Here is a 22,117-nt window from a genome sequence, read left to right as displayed (position 1 = left end):
GCGGACACCTCTGATCAGGGGCGGGAGCTCCTGGAAGGGATGTCGCTCATCATGGATCGCATGGCGAAGAAGAAGCCTCGTGCCCAGCAGCGGCCTCGGCGGGTGTTCACCACCGAGTTCAAAGCCCAGATCGTCGGGCTGGTGCAACGCGGCGAGCGGACGGTGCCGGAGGTGGTCCGGGACTTCGAGCTGACCGACTCGGTGGTCCGGAAATGGATCATCCAGGCCGAGCGTGACGCCGGCACCCGCACCGACGGGCTGACCAGCGACGAGAAGGCCGAGCTCGCCGCGCTGCGGCGGGAGAACAAACGATTGCAGGAGGACGTGGAGATCCTCCGGCGAGCGACGGCTTTCTTCGCGAAGGAGACCCGGTGAACGTCTACCCGTTCATTGAGGCGGAGAACGCCAGCGGCGCAGGCACCGTCAAGCGTGCCTGCGCCCTGCTTGAGGTCTCCCGTGCCGCCTACTACGCCCACCGCAACCCCAGCCCGTCGGCACGTGACCGCGCCGACACCGTGCTGACCGCCAACATCATCCGGGTGCACGAGGAGTCCCGCGGCACCTACGGCGCACCCCGCATCCACGCCGAACTACACGCCCAGGGCCATCGGCATTCCCGCAAACGCATCGCCCGGCTGATGCGCCAGGCCGGCTTGGCCGGGCGGGCACCGAAGCGATGGCGGACCACCACCGTCGCCGACCCGGCCGCGCCGGGCCGCCCGGACCTGATCACCCGCGATTTCACCTGCCACCCCGAGAACATCAACACGCGGTGGTGCGGGGACATCACCTACATCCCCACCGGGGAGGGCTGGCTGTATCTGGCCACCGTGATCGACATCGCCTCCCGCAAGGTGGTCGGCTGGGCCACCGCCGATCACCTGCGCACCGACCTCATCGACCAAGCCCTGCGCACCGCACTCGCCCAGCGCCGCCCCGACCCCGCAGTGATCTTCCACTCCGACCGCGGCTGCCAGTACACCTCAGCCCAGTTCGCCCGCACCGCCGCCCAGGGCGGAGTCCGGCTCTCGGTCGGACGCACAGGCCAATGCTGGGACAACGCAGTTGCCGAGTCGTTCTTCGCCACCATCAAAACCGAACTGCTCAACCGCCGCCCCTGGCCCACCAAAACCCAGGCCCACCAGGCCATCTTCAGCTACATCGAAGGCTGGTACAACACCCGCCGCCGACACTCCAGCCTCGGCTACCGCAGCCCCACCGCCTACGAAGCAACAGCCCGGCCAGCTACCACACCTGCGCTAGCCTGACCCCACTCATCAACCCTGTCCGCCCAAACGGGTCAAGCCCAGTCAGGAATGAGTCATTCAAGGCGTGGGCAGCGAAGACCGGGGCCCGCTCACGGCCGCCAGGGCGGTGAGGGCACCGGCCGGACCGGCACCCCGCCGCGCGCCGTGCCCAGGTCCGTCAGGACCACCTTCTCCAGGCCGTTGCCCGGGCCGCCGTCGCTGGTCACCGCGAGGGCCAGGGTGTTGCGGCCGTGCGGGTCGAGGATCCCGTTCGGCAGCACGAACGTGTGCTGCGGCCCGACGTCCCCGATGTATTGGCCGACGTTCCAGCCGTTCAGGAACACCAGCACCCGGTACCGGCCACCCGACCGCGGCTTGGCCGGGTCGCCGATCGTCAGGCCCACCGACGTGTCCTGGTCCCGGGGCACCCGCAGGGAGAACGTCGTGCGGTACCACGTCGTCCCCGGGTCGGCCGCCGGTGCGGGCACTTCCGCCGGTGCCCAGGCGCGGTCCGGGAAGCCCGGCAGGTGCCGGCCCGCGCGTTCGCCCTCGAGACCGCCGTTGTTGAGCGGGCCGCGCACCGGATCCGCCGTCCCGCCCTGCAGCTTCCACGCCACCCCGGTCAGGGACGTCGAGACGAGCCCCCGGCCTTCCTTGTGGGCGTCGTTGACGCCGCCGTCCTCGTTGTGGCCGTTGTTGCGGACCATCACCGACAGCACGTGCGGCCCGTCGCCGCGCAGGCCTTCGGGCACGGCGAACTCTGCCGTCCCCGTCGTCGGCGGGGCCGCCAGCGCGGCGGGGAGCACGTGCTGGCCGAGGTACTGCCCGTCCAGCCACGCCTGCAGCATCCCGGCGCCCCCGCCGCCGTAGCGCAGGCTGACCCGCTCCCCCGGCGTCCCGGTGAACCGGCCGCGGTACCAGACGTCGCCGACGCCGAAGCCGTAGTCGTCCGCGGTCAGCACCGGCTGCCCGGCGGGCGGCGGGGTGGTGCTGTTCGTCGTGGTCCGGTCCGCGGCCGGCCACGCCGCATCGTCGTACCGCGGCGAGGATTCCGGGGAGCCGGGCGCCGAGCGCCAGCCGGTGAGCTCGGGCAGGCGCGGGTCGGCGGGTCCGGGCAGCGGCCGCAGCGCCAGCAGGCTGCCGGACGCGGTGGGCCGGGCCGGGACCGGGGCGCCGTTCCACCACAGCAGCGGGCCGCGGGCACCCCACACCTCGAGGTCCCTCGGCGCCTTCGTGTCGCCGGTCAGCACGAACCCGGCCTGGGCGGTCCGCACCAGGTCCGGCCCGCGCACGAGCAGACCGCCCACGGCCCAGAACGTGTCCGCCGTGCGGTCGTCGGCGAGCAGCAGCGTCACGGCCGGGCGGCCGCCGCCGCTGATCCGGACCCGCGCGAGCCCGTCGTGGCGGTAGTCCAGGCGCAGGTCGTGGCCCGACCACGTGGTCGTGACGTTCCCGGCGAGGACGTCCACGCGCGGCTGCGTCGCGTACCGGAGCACCGTCTCGCCGTCCTCGCCCGGCCGTCCGTGCAGCAGCACGGTGCCCGCGGCCTGGGCCATCAGCTCCGACGTCGAGTACACCAGGTGCTGGCCGGCGGCGTCGAAGTTCGCCACCAGGTACTTGGCGTCCTGCCCGGTCAGCCGGAGCGGAACGGTGTAGTCACCGTCCGGTGTGGACAGCGGGAAGGTGAAGGAGTCGTCCGTCGTCGCGTTCGACGGCGAGTGCACCGGCAGGTAGAAGTGCACGCCGGTGTCCGGGTTGACGTTGTGGTAGACCTTCACCGCGGCCGACGACGGCGTCACCGGCGCCGCCCGGTCCATCTTGGCCAGATCCGGGACGGTGGCCAGGAACGACCCGATCTCCTTCATCGTCAGCGCTTTCGGCCGCAGCTGACGGCCTTCGTCGATCGCCGAGCCGTAGTCGTAGGAGCTGTAGACGACCGGCGCCGGCAGGCCGCCCCACGACGTCCCGCCGAAGGTCATGTAGAAGTTCTGGATGGTCAGGCCGTTCGCCAGGTTCGTGCCGTAGAAGACGCGCTCGTAGCCCGGCCCCTGCCGGACCGCGGTGCACGGGTAGGTGCCGTTGCTGCCCCAGTAGTCGAACCAGCCGCCGCCGAACTCGGCGACGAACCCGGGCGTGTTCGGCGACGCGCTCGCGCCGCCCTTGGCGCCGCCCGGCCCGTAGGTGCCCCAGTCCGGGGCGGCGTTCGGGGTGCCCGGCGTCGCGTCGGTCCGGCAGGTGCCGCCGGGGTAGCCGTCGAAGGCGTAGAGGTCGACCTTGCCTTCGACGGTCCCGGGCACGCCGGAGCCCGGCGGCACCCAGATGCCGTTGCGGCCCTTGTCGTTGTGGAAGACCGGGACGGTGATCCCGTCCGCCCGCACCTTGTCGTACAGGTGGGCGATGTAGTTGCGCTGTGCGGTGCCGGTGGCGGCCAGCTCGTTCTCGATCTGGTAGAGGATCACCGGCCCGCGGCCGTCGGTGTACTGGTGCCGGGCGATGATCCGGTCGATCCGCGACAGCCATTCGTCCGACGCGGCGAGATAGTCGGGGGCGTCGCTGCGGGCCCGGCCGGCCTGGGTGCTCAGCCACGCCGGGAAGCCGCCGCCGGTGACCTCGGCGTTGATGTACGGACCGGGCCGGGCGATGACGTACAGCCCCGCTTCGGCGGCGAGGTCGAGCACGCGGTCCATGTCGCGCACGCCGGTGAAGTCGTACACCCCGGGCGCCGGCGAGTGATAGTTCCAGTCGAAGTAGATCGAGACCGCCGTGTAGCCGGTGGCCTTCATCTTCTGCAGCACGTCCCGCCACAGGTCCGGGCTCGGCAGCCGGAACGGGTGGAATTCGCCGGACCAGACGATCTGCCGCCTGCCGTCCAGCATGAGCGAGTACTTGTCGAACGTGACCTGGTGCTTCGGCCGCGCCGCCGGGGTGGCCGACGCCGGTGCCGCACCCAGCCCGGTGGCGACCAGCAGTGCGAGGAGGAACGAGAGGAACCGGCGCATGGACGACACTTTCCGATCGGCGGGGTATAGATCGTTATACCGAAGTCAGTACACGTACGGCCAGCCGGCGCTGTCGTAGCCGATGAGGTTGATGCCGAGCTTGCCCGTGAGCGGCGTCGCGTCCGAGTAGTAGTAGTGGTAGACCAGCACGTCCGCGTCGGAGTCGTGGACGACGGCCACGTGGCCGGGGCCGTGGACCGCGCCGTGGCTCGCCAGGATCTGCGTGCCGCCCCCGGCGGTCATCCGGACCCCGCCCGAGTCGGTGTACGGGCCGGTGATCGACGTCGAGCGGCCGACCATCACGCGGTAGGTGCTCTTCGTGCCCTGGCAGCACAGATCCCACGAGACGAACAGGTAGAAGTAGCTGCCGTGCTGGATGATGAAGGGCGCTTCCTCCGCCGAGGTGCTGCCCGTGCGCTGGGCGATGCCGCGCAGCGCGGTGTCGGAGGTGCTGCGCTTGCCGGTGGCCGGGTCGAGCCGGATCATCTTGATCCCGGTCCACCACGAACCGAAGCTCAGCCACCAGCGGCCGGAGGAGTCGACGAACAGGTTGGGGTCGATCGCGTTGTAGTCGTTGCTCGTGCTCGTCTGGATGACGATGCCCTGGTTCGTCCAGCTGCCCGGCAGGCCGGTCGGGCTGGTGGCGAGGAAGATCGCCGAGTTGCGGGAGCCCAGCGACGATGCGGCGTAGTACAGGTAGTACTTGCCGTTGTGGAACGAGATGTCCGGCGCCCACAGGTACTCCGGCTTGGCGGGGTCGGTGAAGGGCGCGGTCCACGGGGCGCCGTTCGGCCAGACCGAGCCGATCTTCGTGAAGTGGATCCGGTCGGTCGAGCGGCGGATCTGCAGGTACTGGTCGGTCGAGTAGAGCAGGTAGCTGCCGTCCGCCGCGCGGATCATCGCCGGGTCGTGCACCGCCTCGATGTCCCCGGTGACGTAACCGGGGTCGGGGTAGGTCGCGGCCTGCGCGGCGGGGGCGCTCAGCAGGGCGGCGGCGACGGCGACGGCAATGATGGCCGGGAGACGGCGCAGGCTCATGGGGTGTCCTCGGGGTCGGCGCTGATCCGGGAAGCTGTTAACGCTAACAAGGTCTGCCGGGCACATGGTCGGCGGTCGCGGGCGGGTGCGTCAAGGGCCGGACGGAGGTTTCCCCGCACCGGCCCCGGCGACGGTCGTGAGTGGTAAGGCGGGTTAGAACCCGCCTTACCACTCACGACGGGGTCAGTGCACGGGGTTCCACCCGTCACTACCGGCGAGGTACTTCTGCGCGGTGTAGTTCCCGGCCTGCGCGGCGGGCAGCTGCGGCCGGTCGGTTCCGGTTCCCGCGCCCGGTCCGGTGTTGCGGTACTCGGAGAACCGCGCGTCCTTCCACGAGAACCCGGACATGTCCGTCCACGGCGCCGGCTTGATCGCCGCCGGGAGCGACGTCTCGCGGATCAGGACCTGGGCGACGGCGTCGACGTCCCCGCTCGGGTGCCACGGCCGCCCGAGGTAGAAGCTCGCGTTGGCCGCCGAGCTGAGCACGCGGCTGCCGACGATCAGGAAGCCGTACGGGTTCGACCGGCGGGTGCTGGCCGCGGTCAGGAACCCGTTGTTGCTGCTGGAACCGCGGTCGAGCGCGGTGATCGTGGCCCGATCGAACACCGCGGTCGCGCGGCCGAGAAGGAAGTCGACGTCCCCGCTGATCGAGCAGTTGCGGTAGTACTGGCGGCCGATCGTGCCGACGGCCGCGGTGTCGGCGTACAGCGTGTCCTGGTGGCCGAGGAAGGTGACGTTGTCGAAGACCATCTTGTCGCCGGTGGTCTTCACCGCGACCGCCTGGGTGTCCTTGATCTCCGGGTGGGCATTGCGGTCGAAGGAGTTGCGGAAGGTCAGCGCGGTGGCGGTGAAGCCGTTCGCGGCGATCGTGGCCGTCGCGCTGCCGGACGTGCCGTACGTCGAGCCGTCGGGTTTCTTCGTCCCGCTGGCGTTGTCGTAGTCGATGACGACGTCGGCGGCCTTCCCGGTGGTCCCGCGCAGGGTGATCCCGGTCTTGCCGGACGGCACCGAGACGACTTCGCGGTAGGTACCGGGTTTGACCGAGATGGTGCCGCCGGCCGAAACCGCGTTGATCCCGGCCTGCACGGTGGTGTAGTTCCCGGATCCGTCCTTGGCCACGACGACGTTGGCCGCCGCGGCCCCGGCGGGCGGAGCGGCCAGCGAGGCCCCGGCGAGCACCGACGCGACGAGCAGGGTCTTGAACATGACGCCTCCACGGTGGAACGCGCCGGGGGCACCGGACGGCGGCCGGTACCCCCGGCGCGAGTCGGTTACTGGTAGGTGATGTTGGCCGCGGTGTAGAGGCAGTTCGTCGAGTCCGGCCCGCTGCCGATCTTCGTCGGCTCGCCGCTGGTCACGCCCTTGTACTTCTGGCACGGCTCGATCTTGCGGCTGGAGTCGCCGACGATGGTGATCCGCGTCAGCTTCGCGGTGTCGCCGTAGTTGGTGTTGATGCCGGCCAGCGCCTTGCCGGGCACGGTCGCGGTGACGTTGTCCACGACGACGTTGCGCTTGTACTGCGTCTTGCAGTTGCCGCAGGAGCGGTACAGCTTGCCGAAGTCGTTGACCTGGAAGTTGCGGATGTACATGGTGCCGGGCCCGTTGTGCTGGAACACCTTGTCCGACGCCTTGCGCGCGCCGCCGCCGTCGATGGTCATCGTCTGGGAGGCGGAGGTGCCCTTGAAGGTCGCGGCGTCCTCGCCGACGTCCTCCCACCAGACGTTGAGCAGCGTGCAGGTGCCGAGGCAGTGCACGCCGTCGGCGGCCGGGCTGCCCAGGACGACGTTCTTCAGGGTGGTGCCGTTGGCGAGCTGGAAGAGGGGGCCCTGGTCCTCGTCCTGGCCACCGGTGCCGAGGTCGCCGGTGCCGTAGAACCGCTTGAGCCCGCCGTCGTAGGTGCCGCTGGTGACCTTGATCGTCGTGCCCACCGGCACGCTGCTGCTCGGCGTCGGCCAGGAGGCGGCCGACGCCGTCGCGCCGGTGCCGACCGCCGCCGAAACCACGAGCGCGGCCACCGCCGCCACCCGGACGATCCGGGACATTGCTGGGGGAATCATTTCGTCACTCCCTGGTCTTGAGCTTCAATCGGCGCTGACGGAAAACGTCCGACCGGGTTGTGAAAGCGCTTTCTCGACCCTGAGTTTCGGGTTGCGGGCAGGTAGTGTCAATGTCGTTCGCCGCAGCGCCGCGCATGTCGCCCGGATGGTCGCCGCCGGCGTGCGTTTTCAGAAAACGCCGAAACTGTCGAAGGTTTCAGCGACCGGGCCCGGCCGCGGCGAGCACCAGCGCCGGAACCGCCCACGCGGGGTCGAGGCGTTCGACGAGGGCAGGCTTCCAGCCGACGTCGGCACCCAGATCCGGGTCGTTGGCCGCGTTGTATTCGGCCAGCAGGTCGACCGCGCGCGGCCACTGGCCGCCCTGGGCCACCAGGGTCCCGGTCGCGTGCAGCACGGTCCCCTTCCAGTAGTGCACCAGCTGCCCCAGCGGCAGCGTGGCCGGAACGCGGAAGAAGTTGTTCTCCGCGTAGATCCGGGACTCGACGCCGACGCCGAGCGAGTACGTGTAGGCCGCCGGGTCCTCGATCGAGTAGAGGTTGTCGTAGACGTGCACCTGGCCGTACCGCACCCGCGGCGCGCGCTGCCCGATCTCGGAGAACAGGTTGTGGTGCAAGGTGACGCGCAGCTTGCCGACGTCGTAAGCAGGCTTGTCGGTGTTGCCGATCAGCATGGTCTTGTCGTGGTCGTGCAGCCGGTTGTAGGACACGGTCACCAGGTCCGAGCCGTTGACGATGTCGAGCAGCCCGTCGTGGACCTCGTACTTGCGGCCGTAGTACGTGGGCTGCTGGTCGTTCCCGCCGTCGCTGAACTCGTTGTGGTCCACCCAGACGTGCGTGGCCCCGACCAGGTCGAGGTTGTCGTACTCGGAGTTCCAGTTGCCGTCGGCGGTGTCCAGGGGATCCCACTGCGGGAAGCAGTCGTGGGCGTCGGAGAAGTGCAGGTTCCTCAGGATCACGTTGTCGCCGGTGACACGCAGGGTCAGCCCGTGCAGCGTGGCGTCGCGCCCGAGGCCGACGATCGTCGTGTTGGGGCCGACGTCGAGGACGACCTGCTTCGCCTGGTTGGCCTGCGACCGCTCGCGGGCTTCTTCCAGCGGTCCGGACGGCGGCACTCTCCCCCAGGTCGCCGGGTCGTACGCCGCCAGGTACGCCGGGAGGCTGTACGCGGGATCGGCGAAACTTTCACAGCTCACGGGCCGGTCGGCGGCGTCCACATTGCCTTCGACGGTGCCGCGGACGTAGACGATTTTCGGTGCACCGGGGTGCGCGGCCAGCGCGGCCGCGAGCTCGGAGCGCTTGGTCACCGTGCGGATGTCTTCGCGAGCGGCGGCCGAGCCGCCGGTGGTGCCGGTGGTCGCCGCGGCCCAGCCGTCGTGGGCCCCGAGGACGACCCGGCCGGGGTCGCGGCCGGGGTCGCGGCCGTGGGCCTGGGCGGGTGCTGCCGTGAGCGTCAAACCGAGCAGGGCGAGGCACCCCGCGAAAGCCTTCCAGCGCATGTCGGCTCCTCTAGTCGGTGTCCTGTCCGTCGAGCACTCGCGCCGCGTGCCGCGCGAGCCCCGCCGCGTCCGGGGCGCCGTCGATGACGACGACGTGGTGGGTCAGGGTCAGCTCCTCGCCCGGTTCGAGCAGCCACGGCGAGTGGTAGGTCGCGGCGAAGCTGACCACGGGGAACGGCTCGGCCCGGACGTACCAGGCCGTCGGGTGGGCCGCGTTGCCCGGGCTGTCGGCGAACAGCAGCGTCGAGGTCCGCAGGCTTTCGTCGTGCTGCCCGGTGAAGGCCAGCCACGGCGCCCGGTGGCCCATCGCGTCGGCCGCGGACTTCCCGTCCGACGTCCGGACCGTGCCGCCGACGAACGAGCGCGGCCCGCGCCAGAACAGCCCGCCGTAGCCGGCGGTGTCCCGCCCTTCGGTGACCGGGCTCCCCCACCGCAGCTCGTGGCCGCTGGTGTTGCGCAGCCGGCTGGACCAGGTGAGCGTCCAGTGCCCGCCGCGCAGCGAGACGTCCCCGAACCGCAGCGTGCGGTGTTCGGTGAGCCAGCGCCGACCGGACGCGGTGCGCCAGGCCAGCTCGTGCCGCAGCGCGCACTGCCCGCCGGCGTCGTCGATGCCTTCCCAGCGGACGTGGCCGATCGTGCCGTTGTTGTCGAGCGGGGTATAGCCGCGGCCGCGCACGTAGGTGCGGCCGCCCCAGAAGTTCTCGCCGGAGAGGTGGGCCATGGTGAACTGGAGGCCGTTGTGCCAGGTGTGGTCGTGCGGCCGGACCGCGGTCACGATCTCCCCCGCGGTGGTGCGCAGCGGGTGCAGGTACGGCTTCGGCGAGTCCCCGGCCGGTGTCGGCGGCTCGACGACGTACTCGGCCAGCACGACGTCGCCGAGGCGCACGCGCACCCGGCCGTCGGCCTCCTCGGTCGCCTCCGGCGTGTCCACGGCGGCCCGGCTCACGCCGGTTCCCCGATCTCCTCCAGCAGCTGCGCGACCGGCACCGGCCGTCCGGTTTCCAGGGACCGGTTCGCGGCCAGCCCGGTGAGCAGGGCCTGCAGGCCGGCGTCGTGGTCGGCCGCGCAGCCGAGCGCGTCCGGTTCGGCGTCGCCGAGCAGCTCCGCGAGCATCCGCTCGTCGCCACCGCCGTGCCCGTCGCCGAGGAGCCCGTCGAACACGGTTTCCGGCGGTTCCCAGTGCCGTTGCACGGTCAGCCGGGCACGCGCCCGCTTCGCCACCGGCTCGGCGCCCGACGCGTACTCGTTCTCCCGGACGTCCAGCTCGAGCCGCCCTCCGCTGCCGGAGAACGCGACGCGGTAGCCCTCGCGCGGCGAGTACGCGTGCAGGTGGTAGTTCAGCACCGCACCGCCGTGGTGGCGCACGAGCACCGACAGGTCGTCTTCGATGGTGACGCCGGGCGCGAACACGTCCTGGTTCCGGACGTAGCCGTCTTCCCGCTCGGCGTCGTGGTAGAGCGCGCGCAGCTTGGGCGAGGCTTCGAGGTCCAGCGAGAACCGGTCACCGTCCGCGCGGTGGCCGGCTCGGTCGCCGTAGAAGAACAGCCGGCCGAGCGCGAACACCGTCTCGGGGCCGGTGCCGAGCCACCAGTTGACGAGGTCGAAGTGGTGGCCGGACTTGTGCACGAGCAGTCCGCCGGAGTGGGCCTTGTCCCGGTGCCAGCGGCGGAAGTAGTCGGCGCCGTGTGCGGTGTCGAGCAGCCAGCTGAACTCGACCGAGCCGATCTCGCCGATCGCGCCGCCGGCCAGCAGCTCCCGTACTCGGCGGTGGACCGGGTTGTACCGGTAGTTGAAGGCGACCCGGACCGACCGGCCGGTCTCCCGCCGGGCCGCGAGGATCGCCCGCGCGCCTTCGACGTCGGTCGTCATCGGCTTTTCCGTGACGACGTCGCACCCGGCTTCGAGCGCGGCGACGACGTACTCGGCGTGCGTGTGGTCGGGGGTGCACACCACGACGACGTCGATGTGTTCCTTCGCGAGCATGGCGGCGAAGTCCTCCGGCCGGTAGCCGGGGATCTCCGTGCCGAGCCAGCGATTGTGCACCCGCATGCGGGTCTCGTTGTGGTCGCAGAAGGCCGCGAGCTCGGCTCGCGGCGACGCGGAAAGTGCCTTGGCGAATAGCTGGGCCCGGGAGCCCAGGCCGACGATCGCGTGGCGACGCACCGCCATCACCTCTCTCGTTCAGGCGCGCGTGGCGGCGCCGGTCCAGGGCAGGGCGAGTTCGGAGAAGAGCGCGAGCCGCTCGGCCGCGGTGTCGACGTCCCGGTCGACGCCGGGCACGACGAAGTGCCGGTCGGGCCCGCTGTCCACGGCCCGCACCCACTCGGTGGGCAGCGGCAGCGGCTCCGGGGCGTCGCGGACCGCCTCCACCAGGGCGGTGAACGCGCGGGTGGCGGCCAGCGGCGCCCGCAGCGGCTCGCCGTCGCGGACGTGCGCGACGAGGTTGGCCAGCAGGTCGCGCGGCGGCCCGACCTCGCGTCGGGCGCCGTCGACGGTGACCAGGTCCGTCTTGTAGTGCCAGCGGATCCGGCCTTCCGTGCCGTGGACCAGCACGTACGGGTCGTGGTCGGCCTCGGCGTCGAGGGTGGCCGCGACGACGACGTCGGGTGCCCCGGCGAAGCTCAGCCGGGCGCAGGCGGTGTCGTCGGACTCGATGTCGCGGGCCCGGTACAGCTCGACGGCGGTCCGCTCCGGGAGCGCTTCGGCGGTGCCGTTGACCAGCAGAGCGGTCGCGACAGCGTGGGCGAAGGGGTTGGTAAGTGCGCCGTCGACCACGGGTTGCCCGCCGACCCGGCGACGACCGGCCCACTCGGCGCGCGCGAAGTACCGATCCCGCCGGATCCAGGCTCCGGCGGCGGCGATGCCGGTGACCGTGCCGATCTCGCCGTGCGCGATGGCTCTTCGCACCAACGGGACGGCGGCGGAGCCGAAGCTCTGGAACCCGGTCTGGCAGGCGCGGTCGCGGGCCAGCTCGGTGAGTTCGCCGAAGGCCGCGAGGTCGAGGACCGGTGGCTTCTCGACGAGCAGGTGGCAGCCGGCGGCGAGCGCGAGCTTCGCCAGGGACAGGTGGGTGTGCGGCGGGGTGGCCACGATCGCGATGTCCGGGGTGGTGCGGGCGAGCAGCTCGGCCGCGTCCCGGGTGATCACCGCGGTTTCGGGCAGCACCGCGCGGGCCTCCGCCGGTGGCTCGCGGATGTCGCACGCCCCGGCGAGGACGAGTTCGCCGCGGTCGTGCAGGGCGCGGGCGCGGCGCAGGTGCTGGCCCGCGTACCCGGCCATGCCGAAGACGACGACGTCCGGCGTCATCGGCGGCCACCGGTCGCGACCGCGGCCAGGGCGAGCGGCCCGGCCACCACGAGCGCCAGGATCGGCAGCATCCAGACGAGCAGGACCGCGACGCCGAGCGCGGCCGCGAGGAGCAGGGCGTTCTTGGGGTCGGCGGCGGTCTCCCGCGCCGCCGCGACGAACGCCCGGCGCCAAACGGGACCGCCGGCCGCTGCGGCTTCCCGCGGCCCGGCCCGGCGCCGGGCCGGGCCGCCGGTGGCCACCAGCTCGCACGTCCGCACGGCGACCACCACACCCGCCACGGCCAGCACCCACAACGTCGGCTTCAGCACACCCGACCCCGGCATCGAGACCACCACCTCCAGGTCCACCGCGAACAGCACCACCGCCGCCAGGCAGCCCAGCCCGAAGGCCACCCCGCCCCGCGCGGCCGCGCGGAAGTCGTCCCGGAATCTTGTCCACAGAGGACCTCCGACGTCGTGCCGGGACCGGTCCAGGACCCGGCAGCCCGCCACGAACGCCGGGGCCGCCGTCACCACCGGGACCGAAGCGAGCGCGACCAGCAGCCCTGCCAGCAGGCAGTCCGAGAAGTCGCCGAGCCCGGTGCGCCACCCTGTCGATCGCTTCAGCGTTCGCATCGCCGTCACCCCTTCAGGCCGCTGGTGCTGACGCCTTCGACCAGCAGGCGCTGAAAGGCGAGGAAGAACAGCACGATCGGGACCAGCGCGAGCGCGGACATCGCGAACATCGCGCCGAAATTCGACTCGCTGCTGGTGTCGACGAACAACCGCAGGCCCAATGGCACGGTGAACTTCTCCGTGTCGTTCAGGTACACCATCTGCGTGAAGAAGTCGTTCCACGTCCAGATGAACGTGAAGATCGACGTCGTCACCAGCGCCGGTTTCGACAGCGGCAGCACCACGTGCCAGAAGGTGCGGTACACCGAACAGCCGTCGATGATCGCCGCTTCGTCGAGCTCGCGCGGGATGCCCCGCATGAACTGCACGATCAGGAACACGAAGAACGCCTCGGTGGCCAGCAGCTTCGGCAGGATCAGCGGGACGAACGTGTTGACCAAGCCCGCCTGCTGGAAGATGACGTACTGCGGGATGAGCGTGACGTGGTAGGGCAGCATCAGCGTCGTGATCATGAAGGCGAACAGCGCGCCGCGGAACCGGAACTTCAGCCGGGCGAACGCGAACGCGGCCAGCGAGCACGACAGCACGTTCGCCGCCACCGACAGCCCGGCCACCAGGAACGAGTTCAAGAAGAAGCGGCCGAACCCGACGCCCGCCGCTCCTTCCCAGCCCTTCGTGTAGCCGTCGAAGACGAACCGGGTGGGCAGCAGCGCCAGCCGGGAGAGGATCTCGTCCGGCGGCTTGACCGACGCGAACGCCAGCCACACCAGCGGGTAGAGCACGACGGCCACGATGACCAGGCACAGCACGTGCCAGCCCACCGAGCGGGCGCTCCGCGGCAGCACCGTCATTTCCGGTCCCCCGCATCGTCGTAGAACACCCACAGCTTCGCGGTCCGGAACACGATCGCCGTCACGATCGCGATGACCACCAGCAGCACCCAGGCCATCGCCGACGCGTACCCCATCCGGAAGTCCTGGAAGCCGACCTCGAACAGGTAGAGCGTGTAGAACAGGTCCGCGTCGGCCGGGCCGCCGCGGCCGCCGCCGATGACGAACGCCGGGGTGAACGCCTGGAAGGCGTGGATCGCCTCCATCACCAGGTTGAAGAAGATCACCGGCGACAGCATGGGCAGCGTGATGTGCCGGAACCGGCGGAACGCCCCGGCGCCGTCGATCGCCGCCGCCTCGTGCAGCTCGGCCGGGATCTGCTTGAGCCCGGCCAGGAAGATCACCATCGGCGCGCCGAACTGCCAGACCCCCAGCAGCACGATCGAGGCGAGGCTGAACTGCGGGTCGTCGACCCAGCTCGGCGTGTGCCAGCCGAAGAACGCCAGCACCTCGTTCACCGGGCCGCCGCCCATGAACAGCGCCCGCCACACCAGCGCCGCCGCGACGCTCGCGCCGAGCAGCGAAGGCGCGTAGAACGCGGCCCGGTAGAAGCCGTTCGCTCCGCGGCGGGTGTTGAGCAGCATGGCCACCAGCAGGGACACCGTGAGCTTCAGCGGCACCGAGACCAGCACGTAGATCAGCGTGACCTTGACCGACTGCAGGTAGCGGTCGTCGCCGGTGAACATGTGGGTGAAGTTGCCGAAACCGACCCACTTCGGCGAGGTGAACATGTCGTAGTCGGTGAACGACAGGTACAGCGAGACCACCATCGGGCCGACGGTCAGCGCCACCGCGCCGAGCAGCCACGGCGTCAGGAAGGCGAACGCCTCCGGCTGGCTCTTGCGGCGGCGCCCGGCCGGACGGCCCCGGCGGCCGCGCGCGGCGGGCGCCGGGGGCGCGACCGGCGGATCCGGCGTGCGCAGGGTCGTCATCGGCTACGACAGTCCCTTCTGGGCTTCGGTCATGAACCGGTTGACCGCGTCGTCGATGCTCATCCGGCCGAAGGCGAGCTCTTCGTACGTGCGCTGGAGCAGCTTCTGGATCGCGCCGGCGCCCTTCGGCGGCACCGGCGGCGCGGCGCCGAGCTTCGGTTCGAGCGCGGCTTCGTAGTCGTAGAGGGTTTTGTCGTTGCCCTTCGCGTCGGCCGCCAGCTGCGCGCGGACCTTGAGGTTCGGCGCGAGACCGCGGTCGGTACCGACGATCTTGCCGACCTCCGGGTCGTTGATCAGGAAGTTCACGAGCTTCGCCGCCGCCTCCTGCTGCTGGCTGCGCGCGGACACGGAGAGGAACATCGACGGCCGCCGGTACTGCCCGGTGTCGCCGTTCGCGCCGCTCGGGTACGGCGCCACGTTCAGCGGCTTGCCGTTGGCCTTCTGGTACGCCGGCAGCAGGTTATCGTAGGCGAACTCCGAGCTGGTCAGCTTCTTGCCCAGCGGCGCCTGCTCGGGCGAGGTGTTGTAGGACGCCGTGACGTCGGCGGGCGAGGCGGCCTTCGTGTCGCGGAACCTGCTCGCCAGCTGCCAATAGCGGCGCAGGTCGTCGGCGGTGAAGCCGAGCTTGCCCTCGGGGGTGTAGAACTGCTTGCCCTGCTGGCGCAGCCAGATCTCCAGGGTCGTGTCGAGGATGCCGAAGTCGGTCACCCCGCGCGCCGAGCCCGCCGAGCTGACCTTCTGCGCCGCCTCGGCGTAGGCGTCCCAGGTCATCCCCTTGGCCGGGTCGGCACCGGCCGCCAGGTATGCCGCCGGGTCGTAGATCATCGCCGGCGTGTTCTGCGCCCACGGCACCGCGTACCGCTTGCCCTGGTAGACGCCGGTGGCCGCCAGCTCCGGGTTGACGTCGGCGAGGGAGATCGCCTTGCCCGCGCCGGAGTTCAGGTCGGCCAGGACGTTCCGGCCGCCGTACTCGGCCAGGTAGCGGCTGTCGACGTTGAGCACGTCCGGTGGCTTGCCCCCGGCCGTCTGCGTCGCCAGCTTCTCCCAATAGGCCGCGTACGCCGAGAACGACGTCTGCACCTTGATGTTCGGGTTCTTCTGCTGGAAGAGCTCGACGGCCTTCTTCGTCAGGTTCGCCCGCCCTTCGCTGCCCCACCACACGAAATTGATGGTCACGTCGCCGCCGCCACCGGAGTCCGAGCCGCAGGCGGCCACCCCGGTCAGCAGCAGCGGGACCACCACGGCCAGCGCGGCGGCACCCCGCCTTCTGGTCCTGCGCTCAGTTGTCCGCCCCATCGAACTCTCCGTCCTCAGCGTGTCAGCACTTTTCTGAAAACGCTGTCAGCGCGCTCACGGTAGGCAGTGCGACACGCCGGTGTCAACGGCCAATTCGGAACAGTAGCCCTTGTGCAGCAACACTTTCAGCATTCAGCGGGCTGAACGCGGGCAGGTTGAGAAAGCGCTTACCGGAACCGGGTCGATGGCCGGGCCGTCAGCGCGATGAGCACCGGCAGGCCGCTAGCCGGTGCGTTCGGCGGCCGCGCCGCCCGTTCGCCGCCGCGCGGCGTTCGCCCACGGGACGCCGATTTCCGAGAACAGCGCGAGCCGGTCCGCGGCGACGGCGACCTCCTCGCCGATCCCCCGCACGACCGGGTGCCGGCTCGCCCCTTCGCCGACCGTGCGGATCCAGCCCGCCGGGATCCGCGACGGCGACGGCGCGTCGCGCACCGCCTCGACCACCGAGGCGAAGGCCCGGGTCCCGGACAGCGGCGCGAGCAGCGGCACCCCGTCCGGGTCGAGGTGGTGGGCGATCAGGTTGCGCAGCAGGTCGGCCGGTTCGCCGAGGTGGCACCGCTCCTCGTCGATCTCGAGGCGGTGGCTCTTGTACCAGAACTTCGCGCGCCCGCGCTCGCCGTGCACCACGACGTAGGGCTCGTGGTCCTGCTCGGCGCACAGCGAGGCGGCGACGACGATTTCGGGCCCGTCGCCGAACCGGATCCGCAGGCACGCGGTGTCGTCGGCCTCGATGTCGCGGGTGCCGTAGAGCTCGAGGGCGATCTCCGCCGGATCGCGCCCGGCGACCCCGCCGACCAGCAGCGCGGTGGCCACGGCGTGGGAGAACGGGTTGGTCAGGGCGCCGTCGACGACGGCCTCGCCGTCGAGCCAGCGGCGGCCGGCCCACGGGTTGCGGCGGTAGTAGGCATCGGTGCGGATCCACGCCCCGGCCGCGCCGACGCCGACGATTTCGCCGAGCTTGCCGTCCGCGATCGCCGCCCGCAGGACGGGCAGCACCGGGGAGCCGAAGCTCTGGAACCCGGTCTGGCAGGCCGCTCCGGACTCCGCCGCCAGCCGCGACAGCGTGGTGAAGCCGTCGAGGTCGAGCACCGGCGGGGTCTCGAGCAGCAGGTCGCTGCCCGCGCGCAGCACCGCGGCGCCGGTTTGGACGTGCGCGTGCGGTGGTGTCGCGACGACGGTGATGTCGGGGCGGCAGCGGCGGAGCAGGTCCTGGACACTCGGATGCGCGGTGCCGCCCGGCGGCAGCAGCGCGCCGGCGGCGGCCGACGGGGGCCGGATGTCGGCCATGCCGGCGAACCGGACCAGCCCTTCGTCGTGCAGGATCCGCGCGCGGTGCAGGTAGCTGAACGCGTAGCCGGACGTGCCGACGACCGCCAGTCTCGGCGGGTCCGCCACGGTGCGGCTCCGGCTCCCCGACATGGATCTCCGATCGGCGGGGCCCGGTGGCGGCCCGCGCGGAACTGACGAATGGGTCAGGCGGTGGGAGAAACTTCCGGTCGCCACCGTAGGGTGTGCGCGACAAACGTGTCAATCATCAGGACACCGGTGTCGAAATCGTCGAAGGCGCAATGCTCCGAATGGTCCTCTATGTTTCGAGATAGCGCTTACTGGAATAGACCACCGTCGGCTGCAACTCATGACCACCGGTTTGCAGGATTTGTTGACAACGCTCTCAGGCGTTTCCATGATGTTGCGGGGAGCCTGCCGAGGAGTAGCCGTGACCGTGACGATTCACGACGTCGCCCGCCGGGCCAACGTGTCGATCTCGACCGTCTCGCGGGCGTTCACGTCCCCGGACCTGGTCCGCCAGCAGACCCGCACCCGGGTGCTGGCCGCGGCGCACGAGCTGGGCTACCACGCGGCCGGCACGCCGCAGCCGGGTCCCGCGGTCCGCACCGGGCACATCGGGATCGTGGTCTCCGACCTGGGCAATCCGTTCTTCACCGGCGTGCTCAACGGCGTCCAGGCCCGTGCCCGCCAGGACGACATCGCGGTGCTGTTCGCCAACAGCGACGAGGACCCGGCGATGGAGCAGAACCTCGTCCGGCGGATGGCCAAGCAGGTCGACGGCGTGGTGCTGTGCAGCCCGAGCATGACCGACGACCAGCTGCGCGCGCTCGCCGGCCAGACGACCCTGGTGCTGCTCAACCGGGAGGTGCCCGGGATCCCGTCGATCGTGATGGACGCCGCGGACGGGATGCGGCAGGCGATCGAGCACCTGGCCGCGCTGGGCCACCGCCGGTGCGCCTACCTGGGCGGGCCACGGGTGTCGTGGGCGAACCGGGCGCGCCGGCAGGGCCTGGCGGAGACCGCGCAGAAGCACGGCACGGACGTCGTCGAGTTCGGCCCGTTCCCGCCGGTGTTCGAGGGCGGCCTGCAGGGCGCGGACCTGGCGCTGGCGGCCGACGTGACGGCGATCGTGGCCTACAACGACCTGGTCGCCTTCGGCGCGCTGGCGCGGCTGAACGCGCGCGGGGTGCCGGTACCGGACGAAATCAGCCTGGTGGGCTTCGACGACCTGGTCTTTGCGGCGATCTCGGCGCCGCCGCTGACGACGATCGCGATGCCGACGGAGGCGGCCGGCCGCGCGGCCGTGACGATCCTGCTGGGCCTGCTCGACGGCGAGGCCGACGAGCACACGACGCAGATGCTGGACACCCACCTCATCGTCCGCGCCACGACGGCCCCGCCCGCCAAGCGTCATGAATGACTCATTCCTGGCGTCCGACGCCAGGAATGAGTCATTCACTGCGCGGGGTGGTCAGGCGCCGAAGACGGTGCGGCTCAGGAAGGGGTTGCGGAACTTGCCCCGCGGGTCCAGCCGGTCCGCCAGCGCCCGGAAGTCGGCCAGCCGCGGGTACTCCCCCGGAACGCCGTGGAACAGCTTGCCCCAGTGCGGGCGCGCGCCGAACGGGGCCAGGCGCTCCTCGAGCACCGGGAGCACCGCCTCGACCTCGGGCTGCCGCGGCTGCCAGGTGAAGTGCAGGGCCACCCGGTCGCCGCCGTGGCACGGGCTGAGCCACAGGTCGTCGCCCGCGATCGCGCGGATTTCCGAAACCAGCAGCAGCGGCGCGACGAGGTCGCCGAGCTCGCGGACCGCCCGGATCGCGGCCACCGCGTCGGCGTAGGGCACAAAGTACTCCGACTGCAGCTCGTCCCCGACGCTCGGGGTGAACGCCAAGGCGAAGTGCGGCAGCCTCGCGTGCCACGGGCCCGGCACCCCGCGCTGCGGCGTGCAATTGTCGGCCGGCACGCCGGCGGCGTGTGCCGGGTGGCGCGGCCCGTCCGCGGGAACCGCGCCGAACAGCCCGGCGCGCTCGGTGAAATCGTCGACGCGGCTCTTGACCCACACCTGGTCGATCGCGTCGTTCGCCCAGTTCGTGAACATGCTGACGCTGTAGCCGGCGTCTTCGATTTCGTCGAACCGCTCGTAGGCGGCGTCCCACGGCAGGGCGTCGAAGACGTCTTGGCGGACGTCGAACGCCGGGACCACGTCGAGGGTCAGCCGGGTGACGACACCGAACGCGCCGAGCCCGACGACGAGGCCGGGGAACTCGGTGTCGGCCCGGGTGAAGGTCTTCAGCGAACCGTCCGCGGTGACCAGCTCGATGCCGGAGACGGCCGCGGCGAGCCCCGGCTGCCGCCGCCCGGAGCCGTGCGTGCCGGTCGCGACGCTGCCCGCCACCGTGATGTGCGGCAGCGAGGCGAGGTTCGGCAGCGCGAAGCCCGCGTCGTGCAGCTGCTGCGCGAAATCGCCGTAGCGAGCCGATCCGCCGACCGTCACGGTGCCGTCGCCGATCTCGACTCCGGCGTCGAGCGCACGCAGGTCCAGCAGGAGCCCGCCCGGGGAGTCCGCGATGTCGTTGAAGCAGTGCCGGCTGCCGAGGGCCTTGACGTGCGCCGCGGCCGCGACGGCCTCCTGCACTTCGCCGACCGTCCGCGGGGTCGTCACCGCATCCGCGCCGTAGGTCAGGTTGCCGGCCCAGTTCGCCTCGCCCACCCGCATGTCCTTCCGCCGTCCGAGATCCGCTTCCGACCCTACGCGGCCGCGGCGCGCCAGAAGTCCCGCATCCAGCTCGGCGTCACGGGGCTGTCCTCGCCGACCTGGGTGAGCAGCACGGTGATCGCGCCGGTGGCGGGCACGACGTAGGCGGTCGTGCCCGTTCCGCCGACCCAGCCGTACCGGCCCGGGACGTGCCACGGCTCGCGGACGGTGATGTCCACCGAGCCGCCCATCCCCCAGCCCTGACCTTCCAGGAACAGCGCGCCGATCTCGCGCTGCGCCGCGGTGGTGTGGTCGGTGGTCATCAGCCGGACGGCCTCGGGCGTGAGGACTCCGGCACCCCCGCGCACCAGCATCCGGCCGAACGCGGTCCAGTCCCCCGCCGTCCCGGCCAGGCCGCCGTTGCCGAGCGGCAGCGCGGGCATCGTGGCCCACTGGCCGTCCGGCGGATCGGCGAGCACCAGCCCGTCGGCGGTCTTCTTGTAGAACGCGGTGGCCCGGCCGGGCTCGGCCACGAAACCCGTGTCGGTCATGCCGAGCGGGGCGAAGATCCGTTCGGCGAGGAACTCCGGGAAGGGCTGTCCGGACGCGCGGGCGACGAGCAGGCCCTGGATCGTGGAACACGTGTCGTACAGCCAGGATTCGCCCGGCTGGTGCAGCAGCGGCACCTCGGCGAGCCGCGCGAGCCAGACGTCCGGTTCGGGGAAGCTCTGCACTTCCCGGCCGTCGCGCTGCACCCCGGCCAGCGCCTGCGCGGCCGGGAGCGTGAAGTCCGACGGGAAGCCCCAGCCGGCCTGGCTGGTGAGCACGTCGAACACCGTGATCGGCCGCTTCGCCGGGACGACGTCGTCGGGCGCGCTCGACGGCGTGCGCACGACCTTCGGCTCGGCCAGCTCCGGCAGCCACCGGCCGATCGGGTCGTCGAGGGCGAGCCGGCCGTCGTCCACCAGCACCAGGACCGCGGCGGCGGTGATCGGCTTGGTGATGGACGCGAAGCGGAACAGCGTGTCCTCGGCCATCGGGCGGCTGCCCTCGACGTCGACCGAGCCGACGGCCACGACCTCTCGCGTGCCGCCGGTGTCCACAATCGCCACCGCGCCGGGCAGCGTGCCGTCGTCGACGTGGCGTTGCAGGATTTCGCGCAGGCTCATGGTGGTTCCGACCCTAGTTCAGCGGGCCGGGATGATCGCCTGGTGGGTGCCGCCGAGGCCGTGCGGGCTGAGCAGCCGGCCCATCCGCTTCGGCATCCGCAGCGTGATCGCGCGGTCGAGGACCCGCGCACCGGGGGCGGCCGCCGCCAGCCGCGTCTCGTAGGCCGTGCAGTCGGCCGGCTCCCGCAGCCACGCCGACACGACGAGGTTGCCCTCCCCCACGACCGCGGCCGAGAGCCGGGTCTCCGGCAGCTGCGCGATCGCCGCGCCGGCGCGATCGAGCTCCGTCGCACGCACGTCGAGGCGGTACCCCGCGATCACCGGCCAGCCCGCCGGGACGTGCGCGAGGTCGCACCGGAAGTCGAGTTCGTGGTTGCGCAGCATCCGGGCGAGCGTGCGCCGCACCGCCGACTCGCTCATCCCGCAGTCGCGGGCCAGCACCGCGTAGCTGCGCCGCCCGTCTTCGCCGAGCGACTCCACGAGCGCGCGCAGACCCCGGTCGTTCCACTGCTGCGGGACGACCAGCCGGGCCTGCACCGCGGTGTCGTCGAGCACCGCCCGCTGCTCCGGGGCGAGCGCGTCCACCAGCCAGCCGCTGCCCTCCCGGTAGACCCGGGTCGCGACGGCGAAGCGGACCTCCCGCACCCCGGGCAGGGCGCCGATGCGGCCGGTGACCAGCGCGTCCAGCGCGTCGAGGTCGCGGGCGGCGAGACCGAGGAACAGGGCGAACCGGCTGGTCGTGCGCTCGACGCTGAACACCGGCGGCCAGCCGCACAGTTCGCGGGTCAGTGCGCTGAGGGAGTCCGGGCGGCAGGCGAGGTCGACGTAGCCGACCGTGGTCGTCGGCGGGGTGGAATAGGCGGTGAGCCAGGCCAGCCCGGCGGCCTGCAGCCGTTCCCAGCGGCGGGCCGCCGTCGTCGCGTCGGTGCCGAGGGCGGCGGCGAGGCGCGTCCACGGCGCCCGCGGATCCCGTTGCAGCGCTTCGACCAGCGCGAGGTCCGGCGCGCTCAACCCCGGGCGCGCCCCTTCCGGCGCACCGGGCGAAACGGGCATGGCGCATTGTGACCTGGTCATGATCGGCTGCCA

At 71.6% G+C, this 22,117-nt stretch carries 19 protein-coding genes; 3 read left to right on the top strand and 16 right to left on the bottom strand.

The window, feature by feature from the left end; translation table 11 throughout:
• The first annotated feature begins 60 nt into the window (after positions 1-60).
• On the top strand, positions 61-375 hold the full coding sequence (locus ACFPLC_RS35690; RefSeq protein ID WP_378236041.1) for a transposase: 315 nt from the start codon (positions 61-63) through the stop codon (positions 373-375).
• The gene (locus tag ACFPLC_RS35685) at positions 372-1,268 is read left to right on the top strand and encodes an IS3 family transposase (protein WP_378236040.1); all 897 of its coding nucleotides are present in this window, start codon (positions 372-374) and stop codon (positions 1,266-1,268) included. Before ACFPLC_RS35690 ends, ACFPLC_RS35685 begins: the two co-directional genes overlap by 4 nt.
• An 89-nt stretch (positions 1,269-1,357) precedes the next feature.
• Here the strand turns inward: ACFPLC_RS35685 and ACFPLC_RS35680 are convergent, their stop codons facing one another.
• From ACFPLC_RS35680 to ACFPLC_RS35620, 13 genes are all read right to left on the bottom strand, one after another.
• Positions 1,358-4,246 carry a beta-galactosidase gene (locus tag ACFPLC_RS35680; RefSeq protein ID WP_378204340.1) on the bottom strand — a complete coding sequence of 963 codons (2,889 nt, stop codon included), beginning with the start codon at positions 4,244-4,246 and terminating at the stop codon, positions 1,358-1,360.
• 45 nt (positions 4,247-4,291) lie between these two features.
• A complete protein-coding gene (locus ACFPLC_RS35675; RefSeq protein WP_378204337.1) occupies positions 4,292-5,284 on the bottom strand; it encodes an arabinan endo-1,5-alpha-L-arabinosidase in 993 nt (330 codons plus the stop codon).
• Positions 5,285-5,467: 183 nt separating this feature from the next.
• The gene (locus ACFPLC_RS35670) at positions 5,468-6,490 is read right to left on the bottom strand and encodes a pectinesterase family protein (protein ID WP_378204335.1); all 1,023 of its coding nucleotides are present in this window, start codon (positions 6,488-6,490) and stop codon (positions 5,468-5,470) included.
• Between the two features lie 65 nt (positions 6,491-6,555).
• Positions 6,556-7,326: a pectate lyase gene (locus tag ACFPLC_RS35665; RefSeq protein WP_378204352.1), complete on the bottom strand. Its 771-nt coding sequence runs from the start codon at positions 7,324-7,326 to the stop codon at positions 6,556-6,558.
• 211 nt (positions 7,327-7,537) lie between these two features.
• Entirely contained in the window at positions 7,538-8,836 is a 1,299-nt protein-coding gene (locus ACFPLC_RS35660) for a pectate lyase family protein (RefSeq protein WP_378204332.1), read from the bottom strand.
• 10 nt (positions 8,837-8,846) lie between these two features.
• Entirely contained in the window at positions 8,847-9,782 is a 936-nt protein-coding gene (locus ACFPLC_RS35655; RefSeq protein WP_378204330.1) for a DUF6807 domain-containing protein, read from the bottom strand.
• Complete coding sequence (locus ACFPLC_RS35650; RefSeq protein WP_378236039.1) at positions 9,779-11,005, bottom strand: Gfo/Idh/MocA family protein; 1,227 nt, start codon at positions 11,003-11,005, stop codon at positions 9,779-9,781. Before ACFPLC_RS35650 ends, ACFPLC_RS35655 begins: the two co-directional genes overlap by 4 nt.
• Positions 11,006-11,017: 12 nt before the next feature.
• Positions 11,018-12,142 (bottom strand): Gfo/Idh/MocA family protein, encoded by a 1,125-nt coding sequence (locus tag ACFPLC_RS35645; RefSeq protein ID WP_378204324.1) that lies wholly within the window; start codon positions 12,140-12,142, stop codon positions 11,018-11,020.
• Positions 12,139-12,759, bottom strand: coding sequence for a hypothetical protein (locus ACFPLC_RS35640; RefSeq protein WP_378236038.1), 621 nt, complete (start codon positions 12,757-12,759; stop codon positions 12,139-12,141). The genes ACFPLC_RS35645 and ACFPLC_RS35640 overlap by 4 nt, the downstream gene beginning before the upstream one ends.
• A gap of 5 nt (positions 12,760-12,764) precedes the next feature.
• Positions 12,765-13,610 carry a carbohydrate ABC transporter permease gene (locus ACFPLC_RS35635; RefSeq protein WP_191309360.1) on the bottom strand — a complete coding sequence of 282 codons (846 nt, stop codon included), beginning with the start codon at positions 13,608-13,610 and terminating at the stop codon, positions 12,765-12,767.
• Entirely contained in the window at positions 13,607-14,581 is a 975-nt protein-coding gene (locus ACFPLC_RS35630; protein ID WP_378204316.1) for a carbohydrate ABC transporter permease, read from the bottom strand. The genes ACFPLC_RS35635 and ACFPLC_RS35630 overlap by 4 nt, the downstream gene beginning before the upstream one ends.
• Before the next feature lie 3 nt (positions 14,582-14,584).
• A complete protein-coding gene (locus tag ACFPLC_RS35625; RefSeq protein ID WP_378204313.1) occupies positions 14,585-15,877 on the bottom strand; it encodes an ABC transporter substrate-binding protein in 1,293 nt (430 codons plus the stop codon).
• Between the two features lie 222 nt (positions 15,878-16,099).
• Positions 16,100-17,296 (bottom strand): Gfo/Idh/MocA family protein, encoded by a 1,197-nt coding sequence (locus ACFPLC_RS35620; protein WP_378204310.1) that lies wholly within the window; start codon positions 17,294-17,296, stop codon positions 16,100-16,102.
• Between the two features lie 298 nt (positions 17,297-17,594).
• On the opposite strand from ACFPLC_RS35620, the gene ACFPLC_RS35615 reads away from it, so the two are divergent.
• Complete coding sequence (locus ACFPLC_RS35615; RefSeq protein ID WP_378204307.1) at positions 17,595-18,587, top strand: LacI family DNA-binding transcriptional regulator; 993 nt, start codon at positions 17,595-17,597, stop codon at positions 18,585-18,587.
• Positions 18,588-18,638: 51 nt separating this feature from the next.
• Here ACFPLC_RS35615 and ACFPLC_RS35610 read toward each other — a convergent pair whose 3' ends face one another.
• From ACFPLC_RS35610 to ACFPLC_RS35600, 3 genes are read right to left on the bottom strand one after another with little or no spacing between them, the layout of a single operon-like run.
• Entirely contained in the window at positions 18,639-19,883 is a 1,245-nt protein-coding gene (locus ACFPLC_RS35610) for an FAD-binding protein (RefSeq protein WP_378204304.1), read from the bottom strand.
• Between the two features lie 32 nt (positions 19,884-19,915).
• The gene (locus ACFPLC_RS35605) at positions 19,916-21,031 is read right to left on the bottom strand and encodes a serine hydrolase domain-containing protein (RefSeq protein WP_378204301.1); all 1,116 of its coding nucleotides are present in this window, start codon (positions 21,029-21,031) and stop codon (positions 19,916-19,918) included.
• A gap of 18 nt (positions 21,032-21,049) precedes the next feature.
• Positions 21,050-22,105 carry an Lrp/AsnC family transcriptional regulator gene (locus ACFPLC_RS35600; protein ID WP_378204298.1) on the bottom strand — a complete coding sequence of 352 codons (1,056 nt, stop codon included), beginning with the start codon at positions 22,103-22,105 and terminating at the stop codon, positions 21,050-21,052.
• Between the last annotated feature and the right edge of the window lie 12 nt (positions 22,106-22,117).

Origin of the sequence: Amycolatopsis plumensis (genome assembly GCF_042652605.1) — a bacterium.
GTDB lineage: Bacteria > Actinomycetota > Actinomycetes > Mycobacteriales > Pseudonocardiaceae > Amycolatopsis > Amycolatopsis plumensis.
The sequence above is the reverse complement of the archived record's forward strand: the minus strand, read 5'-3'. Positions and strand labels throughout refer to the sequence as shown.

Coding starts and splice junctions, on each gene's coding strand:
- ACFPLC_RS35690 (WP_378236041.1), top strand. CDS start 61: ATGGCGAAGAAGAAGCCTCGTGCCCAGCAGCGGCCTCGGCGGGTGTTC.
- ACFPLC_RS35680 (WP_378204340.1), bottom strand. CDS start 4,246: ATGCGCCGGTTCCTCTCGTTCCTCCTCGCACTGCTGGTCGCCACCGGG.
- ACFPLC_RS35675 (WP_378204337.1), bottom strand. CDS start 5,284: ATGAGCCTGCGCCGTCTCCCGGCCATCATTGCCGTCGCCGTCGCCGCC.
- ACFPLC_RS35670 (WP_378204335.1), bottom strand. CDS start 6,490: ATGTTCAAGACCCTGCTCGTCGCGTCGGTGCTCGCCGGGGCCTCGCTG.
- ACFPLC_RS35665 (WP_378204352.1), bottom strand. CDS start 7,326: ATGTCCCGGATCGTCCGGGTGGCGGCGGTGGCCGCGCTCGTGGTTTCG.
- ACFPLC_RS35660 (WP_378204332.1), bottom strand. CDS start 8,836: ATGCGCTGGAAGGCTTTCGCGGGGTGCCTCGCCCTGCTCGGTTTGACG.
- ACFPLC_RS35650 (WP_378236039.1), bottom strand. CDS start 11,005: ATGGCGGTGCGTCGCCACGCGATCGTCGGCCTGGGCTCCCGGGCCCAG.
- ACFPLC_RS35645 (WP_378204324.1), bottom strand. CDS start 12,142: ATGACGCCGGACGTCGTCGTCTTCGGCATGGCCGGGTACGCGGGCCAG.
- ACFPLC_RS35640 (WP_378236038.1), bottom strand. CDS start 12,759: ATGCGAACGCTGAAGCGATCGACAGGGTGGCGCACCGGGCTCGGCGAC.
- ACFPLC_RS35635 (WP_191309360.1), bottom strand. CDS start 13,610: ATGACGGTGCTGCCGCGGAGCGCCCGCTCGGTGGGCTGGCACGTGCTG.
- ACFPLC_RS35630 (WP_378204316.1), bottom strand. CDS start 14,581: ATGACGACCCTGCGCACGCCGGATCCGCCGGTCGCGCCCCCGGCGCCC.
- ACFPLC_RS35625 (WP_378204313.1), bottom strand. CDS start 15,877: ATGGGGCGGACAACTGAGCGCAGGACCAGAAGGCGGGGTGCCGCCGCG.
- ACFPLC_RS35620 (WP_378204310.1), bottom strand. CDS start 17,296: ATGTCGGGGAGCCGGAGCCGCACCGTGGCGGACCCGCCGAGACTGGCG.
- ACFPLC_RS35610 (WP_378204304.1), bottom strand. CDS start 19,883: ATGCGGGTGGGCGAGGCGAACTGGGCCGGCAACCTGACCTACGGCGCG.
- ACFPLC_RS35605 (WP_378204301.1), bottom strand. CDS start 21,031: ATGAGCCTGCGCGAAATCCTGCAACGCCACGTCGACGACGGCACGCTG.
- ACFPLC_RS35600 (WP_378204298.1), bottom strand. CDS start 22,105: ATGACCAGGTCACAATGCGCCATGCCCGTTTCGCCCGGTGCGCCGGAA.